Annotated in this window: 10 protein-coding genes; 2 read left to right on the forward strand and 8 right to left on the reverse strand. The window is 69.4% G+C overall.

All coding sequences use genetic code 11. From position 1 onward, the window contains the following. Nucleotides 1–28 precede the first annotated feature (28 nt). The 8 genes from fxsT to K1J60_RS09750 all read right to left on the reverse strand — a co-directional run bounded on the left by fxsT (nt 29) and on the right by K1J60_RS09750 (nt 12121). Nucleotides 29–4018 carry an FxSxx-COOH system tetratricopeptide repeat protein gene (gene fxsT / locus K1J60_RS09715; RefSeq protein ID WP_220645854.1) on the reverse strand — a complete coding sequence of 1330 codons (3990 nt, stop codon included), beginning with the start codon at nt 4016–4018 and terminating at the stop codon, nt 29–31. Beyond that, nucleotides 4015–5352 (reverse strand): FxsC protein, encoded by a 1338-nt coding sequence (gene fsxC, locus K1J60_RS09720; protein WP_220645855.1) that lies wholly within the window; start codon nt 5350–5352, stop codon nt 4015–4017. The genes fxsT and fsxC overlap by 4 nt, the downstream gene beginning before the upstream one ends. 4 nt (nt 5353–5356) lie before the next feature. Next, a complete protein-coding gene (locus K1J60_RS09725) occupies nt 5357–6064 on the reverse strand; it encodes a TIR-like protein FxsC (protein WP_259408251.1) in 708 nt (235 codons plus the stop codon). Nucleotides 6065–6179: 115 nt separating this feature from the next. Then, complete coding sequence (locus tag K1J60_RS09730) at nt 6180–8693, reverse strand: FxsB family cyclophane-forming radical SAM/SPASM peptide maturase (protein WP_220645856.1); 2514 nt, start codon at nt 8691–8693, stop codon at nt 6180–6182. A 33-nt stretch (nt 8694–8726) separates the two neighbouring features. Further along, the gene (gene fxsA, locus K1J60_RS09735) at nt 8727–8882 is read right to left on the reverse strand and encodes an FxSxx-COOH cyclophane-containing RiPP peptide (protein ID WP_063774535.1); all 156 of its coding nucleotides are present in this window, start codon (nt 8880–8882) and stop codon (nt 8727–8729) included. A gap of 190 nt (nt 8883–9072) precedes the next feature. After that, a complete protein-coding gene (locus tag K1J60_RS09740) occupies nt 9073–10014 on the reverse strand; it encodes an ATP-binding cassette domain-containing protein (RefSeq protein WP_220645857.1) in 942 nt (313 codons plus the stop codon). An 8-nt stretch (nt 10015–10022) separates the two neighbouring features. Next, a complete protein-coding gene (locus K1J60_RS09745) occupies nt 10023–11099 on the reverse strand; it encodes an ABC transporter permease (RefSeq protein WP_220645858.1) in 1077 nt (358 codons plus the stop codon). A gap of 5 nt (nt 11100–11104) precedes the next feature. Continuing rightward, nucleotides 11105–12121: a sugar ABC transporter substrate-binding protein gene (locus tag K1J60_RS09750; protein ID WP_220645859.1), complete on the reverse strand. Its 1017-nt coding sequence runs from the start codon at nt 12119–12121 to the stop codon at nt 11105–11107. 332 nt (nt 12122–12453) lie between these two features. Here K1J60_RS09750 and iolC point away from each other — a divergent pair, with 332 nt between their 5' ends. Both iolC and K1J60_RS09760 read left to right on the forward strand, forming a co-directional pair. Beyond that, a complete protein-coding gene (iolC, locus tag K1J60_RS09755) occupies nt 12454–13413 on the forward strand; it encodes a 5-dehydro-2-deoxygluconokinase (protein WP_220645860.1) in 960 nt (319 codons plus the stop codon). A gap of 365 nt (nt 13414–13778) precedes the next feature. Beyond that, the gene (locus K1J60_RS09760; RefSeq protein ID WP_220645861.1) at nt 13779–14657 is read left to right on the forward strand and encodes a Cgl0159 family (beta/alpha)8-fold protein; all 879 of its coding nucleotides are present in this window, start codon (nt 13779–13781) and stop codon (nt 14655–14657) included. The last annotated feature ends 71 nt before the right edge of the window (nt 14658–14728 follow it).

Raw genomic sequence — 14728 nt, forward strand, 5'->3', positions numbered from 1 at the left:
GCCGTCCGCCTCGCGGCACGCCTCCGGATCAGATCGGGTGCGGCTCCAGGTCGAGACAGCTGAGTTTCCAGGCCTTCAGGGCCAGCACCCGGGGATGGTCCCTGCCGATGCGCTTGTTCAGCGCGGCCAGCGCGTCGTGGTGCGTGGTGCGGGCCTCGTCGGCCCGGCCCAGATGACTGAGGGCGACGGCGAGGTTCCCGGCGGAGGTCAGTGTCGACGGGTGCAGCGGGTCGAGAACCTCCTTGAGCAGTTCGTACGACCCGGTGCTGATCCTGCGGGCCTCCTCCCAGTGGCCGAGCGCCGCCTCCGCGACGGCCAGGTTCGCGTGGCAGATGAGCGCGAACGGGTGCTGATCGCCGTTGAGTTCGGTGAACCTGGCCTGGGCCCTGCGCAGCAACTGCTGTGCCTCGCCCGCGGCTTCCGGGTGGACGGACCCGATGTCGTGGAGGAGCAGAACCGCGTGGTTGACCGAGCACGCCACCGTGTGGGAGTGCCCTTCCCCCAGCTTGTCCCTCAGGTCGTCCTGGACCCTGCGGATCAGATCGAGTCCTTCGTCGACCCGGCCCTGGGCGGCCATGTCTCCGGCCAGGCTCATCTCCAGCAGCAGCTCCTCCGACGTCGACTTCTCGCCGTCCGGTGTGCTTCTGAGCACATGCCGTACGAGTTCCTCGGCCTCCGCCGCCCGGCCGGCCCTGCGCAGGGAACCGGCCAGCCCCTTGGCCGTGTTCAGCACGGTAGGTGAGCCCTGGGTGAGACGGGGATTGCGCAGACAGCGCTCGTAGGCGCGCCTCAGCAGTGCGACCGATTCGTCGTAGTCACCGCAGTCACGCAGGTCACGGCCGAGGTTCACCGCCGACTCGATGGTCAGGGGATGATCGTGGAGCTGGATCGCCTCGCGGAGTTCCAGGGTTCTGCGGTCGACGTCGCGGGCGCGGTAGTAGTTGCCGGAGAGCCTCAGGGCGACGGCGAGGTTGTTGGCCGCGCTGAGCGTGCGCGCGTTGTCCTCGCCGTAGTTCTGGTCGTATCTGCGGTAGGTCTCCTCGTCGTACCGCAGGGCCTCGGTCAGCCGGCCCAGACCGCGCAGGTCGGCGGCGATGCTGCTGGTGGTCATCAGGATGTGCTGGTCGTCGACGTCGTCCAGCACCTCCTTCTGCCGCTTCAGGACCTCCTGGTCGAGGGCGAGGGACTCCTCGTACTTGCCCTGGGCGCGCAGGATGTTGGCGATCTGGAAGCGCATGTGCAGCGTCCAGCGTTCGTCGGGCGACTCCTCCGCGGACCAGGCAGCCACGCGCCGCAGGCTGTAGTCCATGGCCTGGCTCAGCTCACCCCGGCGGCGCAGCTGACGGACCCGGTCCACATAGAGTTCCTTGATGCCCTCGTCAGGGGCCATCTCCGCCCAGGGAGTACCGAGGTGCGGCCAGATGATGCGGTACTTCTCCCAGGTGTTGGGGTTCTCCGGGTCGTCTCCGCTCGGCCGGGCGGCGATCAGCGAGCGGTAGACGGCCTCCTGAGCCGCTTCCCGCTCCTCGGCGGTCATCTCCTCCCGCATCGCGCTCTGCATCATGCGGTGCACCGTCACGCTACGGGCCTTACGGTCCAGCGTGACCAGGGAGAACTTGCTGAGTTCCTTGTAGGCACGGGAGACCGTGCGCACCCCGCCGAGTGCGCGGGAGACCTCGTAGCCCTCCAGGAGATCCATGGAGATCTCCTCGGGGCTGTAGTACGAGCAGATCTGCAGCAGCTTCACCGCCGGCGGGAAGCTCTCCCGCAGTTTGCGGAGGCCGAACTCCCAGGTGTTCGTACCGGACTTGACGACCGCGCCCACCGATTTGTCGTCGGGGGCTCCGGTGGCCTGCGGCTGGAGCTTCTTGATGTAGTCGCGTACGTCGGCCCGGGTCTGCTCGATGAAGGCCGCGGCCCGTTCGATCGCGATCGGCAGGTCGCCCAGGGCCTCCGCGATCTGGTCGGCCTCCGTCCAGCCGCAGTCGGGCAGCCGACTGTGCAGGTGGGCGATGCTCTCGTTCCGCTCGAACACCGGGATGTCCACGGTGTCCACGTAGCGTCCCCAGCCCTCGGCCCGCTGACTGGTGACCAGGACGTGACCCCGCCGGCCGTCCATCATGTACTCGGGCAGGTGGTCCGCCTCCGGGACGTTGTCCAGGATCAGCAGCCAACTGTCGTACTGGTCACCGTGGTTGAGGGCCTCGTACACCATCTTGGCCGTGTCGGTGGAGTTGGTGCGCGCGGGCAGGCCCAGTTCCTGGGCCATGTCCGCGTACCGGTCGACGGCCAGGATCTTCTGCTCGGCCCGGATGTGCCAGATGACGTCGTAGTCGCTCTTGTAGCGGTGGGCGAACTCCTGGGCCAGCAGGGTCTTTCCCACCCCGCCCATGCCCTTCAGCACCAGGGCCCGGGTGTCGCCCTTCCAGAGCTTCTCCCGGATGCTCTCCAGGATCTCCGTACGGCCCGTGAAGGACGACGTGCGCAGCGGGACGCCGAAGACCGAGGGCTCGGTCTTCGGGAAGCGGGGCAGTTTCGGCTCGTCGGCGGTGAAATGGCTGCGTGACAGGGAGTCGGCGCTGCGGCCGAACCAGGTCAGCAGGGCGTCCCGGCCCGCTTCACCGTCCTCGCAGCCCGTCATGTCGGCGAGCTGTTCCGTGAAGGGTGCCTCCAGGGACACCTGGTCGTCGACCTGCATCGAGACCAGTTGGTGCGCGCGCCGGTCGCTCTCCGCGTAGACCGCCTCCCAGGTGGTGCGGAAACGGGACGACCTGAGGTAGGCCTCGGAGAAGATGACCAGGGTGTGCGAGGCCGACTCGACGCCCCGTTCGATCTCGTCCCGCACCTGCGAGCTCTCCGTGGTGCCTTCCTGCGCCAGGTGGACCTTGAAGCCCGCCTGCCCCAGCACCGCGCCCGCCCAGTTGGCCCAACTGCGGTCCTGCGGGACGAAGCTGATGTACACGTCGGAGATCCGCGGCGGGCGGTGGCGGGTGTACCGGTCGAGGGTCTTGTGACGCAGCGGCTCGTCGATGCGGGGCATCGAGTCGACCTGGCCGTCCGTGATGACCTCGGTGAGTCTCTCGTAGGCCGCGAGCAGGCTCTTGGGGTCCCCCGGCTTCTCCCGGAACGGGGCGAGCGTCTCCTCGTAGGAGTAGATCGGCCGGTAGGGGATCTCCACACTGCCCCAGTAGCTCTCCGGGTCCCGGTCGGGGATGTGTTTGCGCACGATGCGGTCGAAGCGGTACTGGATCTGTCCCCGGGCGGCGTCGAGCCGGTCGGCCTCGGCGTTCTCCACCCGCATGGGCACGGGGAGGATCCGGATGTCCCGGTTGCCGTACAGCATCCCGTCGATGCGCTCGGCGACCCCGGCGGCGCCCTCGATGCTCTGGCTGCTGGGAGTGAAGCAGGTGACCACGGTGTGCGGCAGATTGACCGTGCAGATGTCGGAGATGTCGTTGAGCCCGGTGCGGCTGTCGATGAGGACGTAGTCGAAGTTCTCGACGAACTCGCGCTTGAGCCCTTCGAGGAATCTGGTGGCGAGGGGCCCGTCCATGAAGTCCTTCCAGTCGAACTGGGAGAACGCCGAGAGATAGCCCTTGTTCTTGGTGCCCGCCGGCAGGTAGTAGAGCTGACCGCCCGAGGGGAAGTTCCAGTCGACCTGGATGAGGCAGCTGTTGAGGGTGATCCCGTCGGCCGCCTCCGCGTCGGACCCGCCCGCATAGTCGGAACCCAGTTCGAACTGGGGAAGGGTGTCACCCCTGCTCTGCATCGAGCTCGCGAACTGCGTGGAACGGCTGACCAGTTCGAGCACACCCGGGGTGGTCCGCAGCTGGCTCTCGCTCAGGAAGGGGTGCAGGAAGCGGTCCAGACCGGGGGCGTCGAGATCCCAGTCGACCACCAGGACGCGGTTGCCCGCGGAGGCGAGGATCCAGGCCGTGTTGGCGAGCGCCATCGTCCGTCCCGTACCACCCTTGTACGAGTAGAACGTGATGATCCTGCGCGCGTCCTCGCCGGTCATGGCCTGCCCTCCACGCGACTGCCGTCGCTCGATGCCCCGTTGCCCCGGCCGGTGTCGGGCCGTCGGGGCAGGTCCGCACCGGAATCCGGGACGCCCCGGACACCCGTGCCGCTCCGGGGCAATTGCGAGTGAATGTACCGCAAGTAGCGGATCTTGGTCGCCTCAGCCAGTTCGCTGAACCACCGGGTGAAGACATCCGCCCCGGCCAGCCCGCGTACCGCTTCCTGCTCGCCCACCCGGCCCTCGCTGATGAACCGGGGAAAGTTCGCCGCCAGCAGTCCGCGCAGTCGGTCGGACTGTTCCTTCGTCTGCAGATCGTCCCCCGCCAGAGTACTCAGCACCGCCGTCCACGGCCGCCGGGCCCGGTCGAACTCCTTTGCCTGGCGCGCCATTTGGGAGTTCTCCAGCGCCCAGGGATCCACCACCAGGATCCATGGGGCGGTGGGGAGTTCGCTGTCCCTCAGCTCCGTCTGGAACTTGTCGAAGGGCTTCACGGTGGGCTCGAAGCCGAGATTGCGGGCCAGCGCCTCCATCAGCTCGACCAGCGGGCCCACCGCCCTGCCGTACGGGCGCCAGTCGTCCACCTGCGGTCCGTAGCGGGCGCTGTCGCGCCCGACGGGTAACCCCTCCTCGGTCGGGGCGAGCACGGTGATGTGCAGCGGGGAGGCGTAGGGCGGGTCGGCGAAGGCGTCGTCCAGCCCCGCGAGCGTCTCCGGCCGCGGCGCCCTTCCGTCGCCGCCCATGGTCCGCGCCCGCCCGGGATCCGCGGCCGCCAGGTCGACGATGCGCTGGGCCAGCCAGTCGGTCACCTGGGCGACCTGGGCGGAGAATCGGTCCGCCGCGCCCTCGTCCTCCGGGTCCGGGCGTTCGGACAGGTCCAGCACCTGGTCGAGCAGCCGGTGCAGTCCCATGGACGCGTAGTTCTCGGCGGCCTCACCGATGCCGTCCGGCACCTCCGGGTACTGCTCCTTGACCTTCTTCGGGAGCGACGTGGGCGAGTACGGCGTCCACAGCACCGGGACGATGCTCGGCCGGTTCTCGTGCGCACCCTGGGTGACCGCGGTCCACTGCCGGCCGCACTGGGGATTGCTGAAGTACCGCTTGGAGTACAGCGGAACGAAGACCTGGCAGTCGAGAAGCGCCCTGACCGACAACTCCCCCGGCGTTCCCGGCCGTTCGACGAAGCCCGCCTCCTCCTTCGTCACCCTCGCGCGGCGCGCCACCTTGGCGCACAGTTCGTCGAAGAACCGGAAGACCAGACGATTGGGATCCTGTGCGGCGTCCCGGTGTCGGGGAACAGGAACCCGCGCATAGCTCATGAAGAACATCGGCATCCCGCTACTCCCCCTCGAAGACGTTCCGGAGGTCTTTGAACAGCTCCACGTCGCACGGTTCAAGGCTGGTCTGCTGAGCCACTTTTACGATCCTCTGAGCGAGCGCCCACACAGAGCTGCGGTACCTGGCGTGGCGGCCCGCCTTCTTCAATCCGTAGAAGCCCGACTCAAGGTAGTCCTCACCCAGGTCGTGCCGAGCGAACTGCACTTTCTTCGCCACGGGCGGCAGAGTCAGATGCTGCTGTCCCACCCAGAGGACGGGGATGATCGCGTTGCCCGTGTACGGCCGGGTCCGAAGCTGTTCCTCCTGACGTCGTGCGAAGGCGTCCCATTCCTTTCCGCACCATTCCCTCGTGAAGTACCGGCTGGTGTAGACGGGCACGAAGACCCGGCAGGTGGCCAGAGCGTGTTCGAGTCTGCTCTGCCAGTTCTCACCCAGATCGATGCTCTGGTCGAGGAATCCGGGCGATTCCACGCCGTCGTGATCAGTCAACTGCATGATGTCGCTGCATAAATGGGTGTGAAACTGCTCCAGCGCCACAGTAGACGGATCCTTCTTCGCCCTCGCACCCACCGGCAACCGTGCGTAACTCATGAAGAATACGTACGGGTCGGAGGAAACCGACGCCGGTGCCGCCTGAGAAGCCGGATGAACCATGGACTCGCCTTTCCCTCCCCCGTCGCCCACCTCGGGTCTCCCCGCCCCGAGCATCACCGCTGATTCTTCTCCAGGGTCCATTGGAACGCGAAGACCGCCGTGGGTGCCAGGGGTCTGCCGGCTCAAGTTGTATCGGACACCGTTACGGTGAACGGGAATTGATCCGGTATCAGACCGCGATCGGGCCGGTTTCGGCCACTCCCCCCAGGGTCTCCGCCTCGCCCCGCAGCCCGCGCACGAACCGGTGTCCCAGGGCGGTCAGGGAGCCGGTTCCGGCCACCGTGTCGAGGGCGTCCAGTACGGCCGTGCGCCATCTGTCCGCCTCGGTGCGGGAGCGTTCGTACAGGGCCGGGCCGACACCGGCCGCACCGCGGCGGACCCTGAGCCGCCAGATGTCGGCGACCGCGAGGTGGGCGTACGCGCCCTGCACGATGGCGTCGAGAGGCCTGGCGTCGGGGCGCCACAGCACGCGGTAGCGGCGGTCGTCGAGGCCGTCGAGCAGGTCGAACATGTCGAGCATGGCGCCCAGCTTGACGTGCTGGTACTCGTGGACGATCAGCATGGCCAGATCCTCGGCCGAGCGGGGCAGCGCGATGCCGACCGCCCCGAAGGCGTGCCGGGAGGTGGCGCTGACGTCGTCGCCGGACGCCGCGGGCACGAGCGGGGTCACCGTGGTCAGGCCGGCGGCGATCCCCTGCGCGTACTCGGCGTACTCGGTCCTGATCAGCTGCCAGGCCTCCCCGAACATCGCCTCCCACCGTCGGAATTCGGCCTCGGACAGGCGGGGCAGGGGCTTGTATCCGTAGCAGTCGCGGGAGGGGTCCAGGTCGTCCAGGGCCACTTCCAGTCCGTCGGCGGACAGGTGGCGCAATGGCTGCCAGCGCATGCCGTCGGGGGGCGACTCCTGGCCCAGGGTCCGCCCTTCGACGGTGAGCGCGGTGTCGGCGGCCGTCACGGTGACCGTCCCTGCGCGTCGGTCGCGGCCGTCGGCGCGCAGCGACAGCCGCCCCAGGCCGGGGAGATGGATCGCCGGCCCCTCGGGCTCGTGCCGCAGCGGGACGGACAGGGTCAGCCGGCCACCGGCCCGTGCGACGGCCGACAGCGCGGCCTCGGCCGGGCGGCCCTCGGCCGGGCGGCCCTCGGCCGGGCGGCCCTCGGCCGGGCGGCCCTCGGCCCGGCGTCGCACCGGCTGCCCGCACGCGAGGGCCCACACACGGAGGTACGGGTCGGCCAGCAGGACGTCCAGCGCGGCGGCGGGCAGGGCCAGGATCGCGTCCCAGCCGGGTCCCGAGTCCGCCGGCCCGCCCGTTCCCGGAGCCGTCCCCACGACCGCGCCGGCGCTCGCGCCCGCGCTCGTCCCCGCCCCCGCGCCCACCGACATCGGCCTCAGCCCGGCGGTCAGCCCCGTCCCCTGGGTGTCCGCGCGCCGTGCCGCCGCCAGCAGCGCCCTGCGCTGGCTGTTCTGTGCCGCGGCCAGGGAGCGGACGGCCGCCGCGCCGCCGTATCCGGCGGCCAGTTCGTCGAAGTGGGTCCAGGACAGACCGTGCCAGCCGTGGCGGACGTCGGCGTCGTCGCGCTCCGTGGTCTGCACGTACTCGATGATTTTCAGCAGGTCGGCGCAGTAGACGGAGGGGTTGTCGAACCCGTTGGAGGAGCGGTGGCGGTGCCCGTAGAGGCCGCCGCCGCAGACCGACACGACGGGGCAGGCGCGGCACTGCGCGCTCAGCCCGTCCAGTCCGGCGCGGCGGGCCTGGATGCCCCGGTGCTCGGCGGCCTCCTCCAGACGGTGGGTGGCCAGGTGCATGCCGGTCGCCGGGGCTCCCGGATAGGCCGTCTTCAGCCAGTCCGCCTGTTCGAGGGCGCCGTCGGTCTCGACCACGAGCAGGTCCGAACTGCCCAGCCCCAGCGCCTCGGTGAGGCTGCCACGGCCTCGGGTCAGCCGGCTGATGGACTCGAACATCCGGATGCGCATCGGCATGCCGTCGGCCGTCCACTGCTTGTGCACGGCGATCAGCCAGTCCGCGTAGTCGGTCTCCCCGCCGGGGCGGGGTGGCGGGAACTCCCACGTGGCGTGCGGCAGCAGGAAGTCGACGGCCGGCGGGCGGAGTTCGGCCAGCGCCCGGTACACCTCCACCGGGTCGTTCTCGACGTCGATCGTGCAGAGCAGCCCGCCGAAGGCGGCGCGGTGGGGCGGTGAGCCGAGGAGACGTACCGCGCGGACCACGTCGTGGTAGGAGCCGGAGCCGTCCCGTCTGATCCGGTGGCGGTCGTTGGACGCCTCGTCGCCGTCGAGCGAGATGCTGGTGACGATGGACTCGTCGACGAGCATCGCGCAGAACTCGTCGTCCAGGCGGAGGCCGTTGGTCTGCATGCGCAGGTCGAGTTCGGCCACGCCGCTGAGCGCCGAGCGGAGTGAGCGGGCGAAGCCTCTCAGGCGTTCCCGCCCGGCGAGCAGGGGCTCACCGCCGTGCAGCACGACGTGCACGCGGGTGAGTCGGTGTGCGGCCGCGTGTTCGGCGATCCGCCCGGCCGCATGACGGAACGTTTCCTCGGACATCGTCACCGGCCGCCCGCGCCAGCTCTGGTCGGCGTGCTGGTAGACGTAGCAGTGGTCACAGGCCAGATCGCACCGGCTGTGCACCTTGATCACAAACTGGCGGAAGGGCCGCGCCGCCATCGTCACCGGGACGATCCCTCGTCGTTCCGGCCAGGCCGGTCAGAGCGACGACTGGAAGGCGGCCACCGGCTCTCCGCCACCTGCGAGCATCCTTGCCATGACCGAGTCCTGAGCGGACTCGGGCACGTCATCCAGCGAGGTGTCGTGCAAATCCCTGACGACGCTCGTGGCGAAGGGCTGCTCGTACCTGTCCATAGGCGTCTCCTCGGGCGTACGGCTCCGGGCGGCACACCTCATAGTGACGGCCCGGTAACCGAACAGCAAGGCGATCGCCAGCCAAGTACGCTGACCGGCGGGAAGTCGTTCGCCGACCGGCGAGGGCCTCCGTGCGAAGCGCCCTCGCCGTGTCGTCGGCCGCGCGGTCGCTCACGAGGAGCGGCCGGGGTCAGGCCGCCCCGTCCTTCGAGGAGACCACGGGTACGGTGAGGTCGTCCTCTTCGGGCAGTTCCTCGACGTCGACTCCGCGTACCTGGGCCAGTTCGTGCTTGAGGGCGGCGAGTTCGGTGCCGCCGGCCATGTGGTTGGTGAGTTCTTCGAGGCTGACCTGGTCGCGGGCGGCACTCAGTTCGAGGGTGCCCAGACGCAGGACGCTGAAGTGGTCGCCGACCATGTAGGCGTGGTGGGGGTTGTGGGTGATGAAGATGACGCCCAGGCCCCGGTCGCGGGCGGCGGCGATGTACTTCAGCACCACGCCGGACTGCTTCACGCCGAGGGCGGCGGTGGGCTCGTCCAGGATCAGCACGCGGGCGCCGAAGTAGACGGCGCGGGCGATGGCGACGCACTGGCGCTGGCCGCCGGAGAGGGTGCCGATGGGCTGGTCGAGGTCGTCCAGGACGATGCCCATGTTCCGCAGTTCCTCGTCCGCGGTCTTCTTCATCTTCTCGATGTCGAGGCGACGCACGGGCCAGGGGCCCTTGGTCATCTCCGAGCCGAGGAAGAAGTTGCGCCACACCGGCATCAGGGGCACGGTCGCCAGGTCCTGGTAGACGGTGGCGATACCGGCGTCCAGGGCCTCGCGCGGGGTGGAGAAGCGCACCGGCTCGCCGTCGACGACGAACTCGCCCTCGGTGTGCTGGTGCAGCCCGGAGATGATTTTGATGAGGGTGGACTTGCCGGCGCCGTTGTCGCCGAGCACGCAGGTGACCTTGCCGGGGTGGACGGTGAGGTTCACCCCGTGCAGCGCGCGGATGTTGCCGTAGGACTTGCCCGCGTCGCGCAGTTCGACGATCGGCTGGTCCCGACCGGGCGCCGCCGCGTCCCGGACGGTGTCCTCCGCGGTGTCTTTCGCGGGCGCACCGCTGGCCGCTGATCCGTTGGTGTTGGTCATGGGGTGGTTCACCTCCGGGTCGCCTGGCTGCGGACCCACAAGTTGACGAGGGCGGCGATCAGGAGCATCACGCCGAGGAAGGCCTTGAACCAGTCGGGGTTCCAGTTGGCGTAGACGATGCCCTGGGAGACCATGCCGAAGATGAAGGCACCGATCACCGGTCCGACCGCCGAGCCGTAGCCGCCGGTCAGCAGACAGCCGCCGATCACCGCGGCGATGATGTACAGGAACTCGTTGCCCACGCCCTCACCGGACTGCACCGTGTTGAACGAGAACAGCAGGTGCATGCCGACGAACCAGGCTCCCGCGCCGACACCCATGAACAGGGCGATCTTCGTGAAGTTCACGGGCACGCCGACGGCCCGCGCGCTGTCCTTGTTGCCGCCGACGGCGAAGATCCAGTTGCCGAACTTGGTGCGCAGCAGCAGCCAGGTCGCGATCGCCGCGAACGCCAGCCAGTAGAAGACCGTGATCTTGACGTCGACGCCGCCGATGCCGATCTCCGAGGCGAAGACGCTCTTGGCCTGGTCGAAGCCGTCCATGTCGCTGATGGAGTCGCTGGCGACGTTGCCGGTGAAGATCTTGGTCACCGCCAGGTTCGAGCCCTGGAGGATCAGGAACGACCCGAGCGTGACGAGGAAGCTGGGCAGCCCGGTCTTGATCAGCAGCCAGCCGTTGAACGCTCCCACCGCCAACGACATGATCAGCGCGACGAAGACACCGGTCCACACGTTCACCGTCAGCTGGAAGCTGATGATCGCGGCGGTCAGCGCGGAGGTGGTGACCGCGACACCGGCGGACAGGTCGAACTCGCCGCCGATCATCAGCAGGGCCACCGGGATCGCCATGATGCCCATGACGGAGGCCTGGTAGAGCACGGTCGCCAGCGAACTGGCCTCACGGAAGGACGGGGCCACCGAGAAGAAGAAGGCGTACACGCCGATCGCGGCTATGAGCGCGCCGACCTCGGGGCGGGCCAGCAGCCGGCGCCCGAGCGAGCGCTGTACGGTGCGCCCGTCCTTCTGGGCGGCCGGCGGGGCCGGCGACGAGGGTGAACTCGCCGCCGGTGCCGTTGCTTGGGTCATTCAGATCACCGGGTGCCCTTCGCGGCGAACTTGGCGATCGTGTCGACGTTCTTCGCATCGACGAACGCGGGGCCGGTCAGCACCGCTTCCTCGCCGCCGCCGCTGTAGTTGCCGTTGTTCTTGTAGAGCCACATCGAGTCCACGGCCAGGTAGCCCTGCAGATACGGCTGCTGGTCCACCGCGAACTGGATGTCACCGCTCTTGATCGAGTCCGTCAGCTCCTTGTTCAGGTCGAAGGTGGCGACCTTCGCCTTGCTGCCCGCGTCCGCGACCGACTGGACCGCGGTCAGGGCGTAGGGGGCGCCGAGGGCGACCACGTAGTCGATGGCGGCGTCCTGCTTGAGCTTGGCGCTGATGGTCGACTTCACGGACGGCATGTCGGTGCCCGTGACGTTGAGGATCTCGGTGTCGCCCTCGAAGGTCTTCTCCACGCCCGCGCAGCGCTGCTCCAGGCCGACGTTGCCCTGCTCCTGCACGACGCAGACGGCCTTCTTGGCGCCGACGTCGTTCAGCCGCTTGCCGAACGCCTCGCCCGCCACGCTCTCGTCCTGCCCGAAGAAGGACATCAGACCGAGGTTCTGCCAGTCGCTCAGACCGGAGTTGAGGCCGACCACGGGGATGCCCGCCTTCGTCGCCTTGGCCACGACGTCCTTCATCGCGTCGGGCTTGGCGAGGGTGATGGCGATGCCGTCGACCTTCTGGTCGATCGCGTTCTGCACGAGGTTGGCCTGGTTGCCGGCGTTCGGGTCCGCCGAGTAGATGAGCTCGATGTTGTCCTTGTCGGCCGCCGCCTGGGCGCCCTTGCGGACGATGTCCCAGAAGGTGTCGCCGGGGGCCTGGTGGGTGACCAGCGCGACCTTCATCCGGGGGGTGTTGGCCTTGCCCGCGGAGGCGTCTGCCCCGCCCTCCTCGGCCTCCTTGCCGCCGGAGTCGCTGGAGCAGCCGGCGATCAGCAGCGCGGAAGCCGCGGCAATGGCGAAGAAGGGGGCCACTCTGCGTGAGCGGGAGTACGTGCGGTCCATCTTTCCTGCACCTCACTGTGCGACAGGGGGAAAGGGAACGGGACAGCGTCGAGCGGATGCCCGCGCGAGCCCGGACGTTCGAAGTCCGGATCATTGTGCCGGTAGGCCGACTGCGCTGTTTCGTTGGGACGGGATACAAACCCCTGACGGACCCCCCTGTCAAGACTTTGTTAAGACATCATTTCACGAGCAGGTCAGAATGTCAGTACAAACTCTTGACAGGGGGTCGGTTCGGGCCCTAAATCTGGGATACATCCGGACCCGAGCATGCGCATCCCCGCGCGCCGCGGGTCTCCGGTGGCCCGCATCCCCCCACCCGAGGAGCGACGCGCATGCCCGAGCCCGGCGAATCCTTCGATCTGATCACGATGGGTCGTATCGGAATCGATCTCTATCCGTTGCAGACCGGCGTCCCACTCGCGCGCGTCGAGTCGTTCGGGAAGTTCCTCGGCGGATCGGCCGCCAACGTCGCGGTGGCCGCCGCACGGCTGGGCAACACGACCGCCGTGATCACCCGGACCGGGGACGACCCCTTCGGCACGTTTCTGCACGAGGCGCTCAAGGAGTTCGGGGTCGACGACCGCTTCGTCACGCCCGTCGCGGAGTATCCGACCCCGATCACGTTCTGCGAGATCTTCCCGCCGGACGACTTCCCGCTGTACTTCTACCGCCGCCCCAAGGCTCCCGATCTGGAGATCCGCACCGAAGAACTGGACTGCTTCGCCATCCGCGCGGCCCGTGTCTTCTGGATCACCGGCACCGGCCTGAGCGAGGAACCCAGCCGCTCGGCCACGCTCGCCGCGCTCAAGGCCCGAGGCCGGTCCGGCACCACCGTCTTCGACCTCGACTGGCGGCCGATGTTCTGGTCCGACCCCGAGACCGCGCGCCCGTACTACGCCGAGGCCCTGCGGCACGCCACGGTGGCCGTCGGCAACCTCGACGAGTGCGAGGTGGCGACCGGCGTGCGGGAGCCGCGGGCGTGTGCGGAGGCGCTGCTGGAGGCGGGGGTGGAGCTGGCGGTCGTGAAGCAGGGCCCCAAGGGTGTGCTCGCCGTCCACCGCGACGGCACGGTCGCCGAGGTGGCCCCGCTGCCGGTGGAGGTCGTCAACGGGCTCGGGGCGGGGGACGCGTTCGGGGGTTCGCTCTGCCACGGGTTGCTGCGGGGCTGGGACCTGGAACGGATCATGCGCCACGCGAACGCGGCGGGGGCGATCGTCGCGTCACGGTTGGCGTGTTCTTCGGCGATGCCGACGGAGGGGGAGGTGGAGGAGTTGTTGAGCGGTGGGGGGTGAGGTTGTGGGGGTGTGGGGTGAGGGGGCGGTCGGGTGCGTTCTTCGGGTGCGGGTGCGTGGGGGTTGCTCGCGCAGTTCCCCGCGCCCCTGAAAAGCAGGGGCTGCGCCCCGTGCTTTTCACCCCGCAGCCCCGTCGCCTATGAGGCCCGCAGGACCGTCGCCTATGGGGGCCCGCAGGGCCGGCGACTCTTCGTGGTCTTTCCAGGCCCGCAGGACCGTGGTCTTTCCAGGCCTGCAGGGCCTGGGCTTCTAGGGGCGCGGGGAACTGCGCGAGAAGCCCCACGCACCCGCACCCGAACAACGCACCCCACCCGACCCCCGAACCCGAACCCGAACCCCTGGCAACCCACCGAACGGAGCCCCACTTGACCATCCGCATCCCCGACCTCCCCGCCGTACGCGCCCGGCACCCGGAGGCCGTCGCCGAGGCCGCGGCCCGTCGCGGCCGCCGCCCTCTCATCGGCGACACCGGCCGCCTGATGATCGTCGCCGCCGACCACCCCGCCCGCGGAGCGCTCCGCGTCGGCGACCGCCCCCTCGCCATGGCCGACCGCGCCGACCTCCTGGAACGGCTCTGCGTGGCCCTGGCCCGCCCCGGCGTGGACGGCGTGCTCGCCACCGCCGACATCCTGGAGGACCTGCTGCTCCTGGGTGCCCTGGAGGGCAAGGTCGTCCTGGGCTCCCTCAACCGGGGCGGACTCGCCGGCGCCTCGTTCGAGATGGACGACCGCTTCACCGGCCACCGCCCCGAGGACATCGAGCGGCTCCGGTTCGACGCCGGCAAACTCCTGCTGCGCATCGACCACGACGACCCCGGCTCCCTGCGCACCCTGTACTCCACGGCACGGGCGGTCGACGACATGGCGGCGCGCCGACTGCCGCTGTTCGTCGAGCCGTTCATCTCCCGCCGGGTGGACGGCAAGGTCCGCAACGACCTGGGCGCCGAGGCCGTGACCCGTTCCATCGCCATCGCGGCCGGGCTCGGCGGCACCTCCGCGTACACCTGGCTGAAGCTGCCCGTCACCGACGACCCGGACGCCATGGGCGAGGTCCTGGAGACGTCCACCCTGCCGACCGTGCTTCTGGGCGGCGAAGTGGGCAAGGATCAGGAGGGCGCGTACGAGAAGTGGCGCAAGGCGCTGCGTCTGCCCACCGTCCAGGGCCTGGTCGTCGGCCGCTCCCTGCTCTACCCCGCCGAGGGCGACGTGGAGACCGCGGTCGACACGGCGGTCGGACTGCTCTGAACCGCCGGCGCACAAGAACCCGCCACACCCCGCCCCTCCCCCGGAACCCCCGGCCCGCAACCAGCCCGCCG

Origin of the sequence: Streptomyces akebiae, assembly GCF_019599145.1 — a bacterium.
Lineage (GTDB): Bacteria > Actinomycetota > Actinomycetes > Streptomycetales > Streptomycetaceae > Streptomyces > Streptomyces akebiae.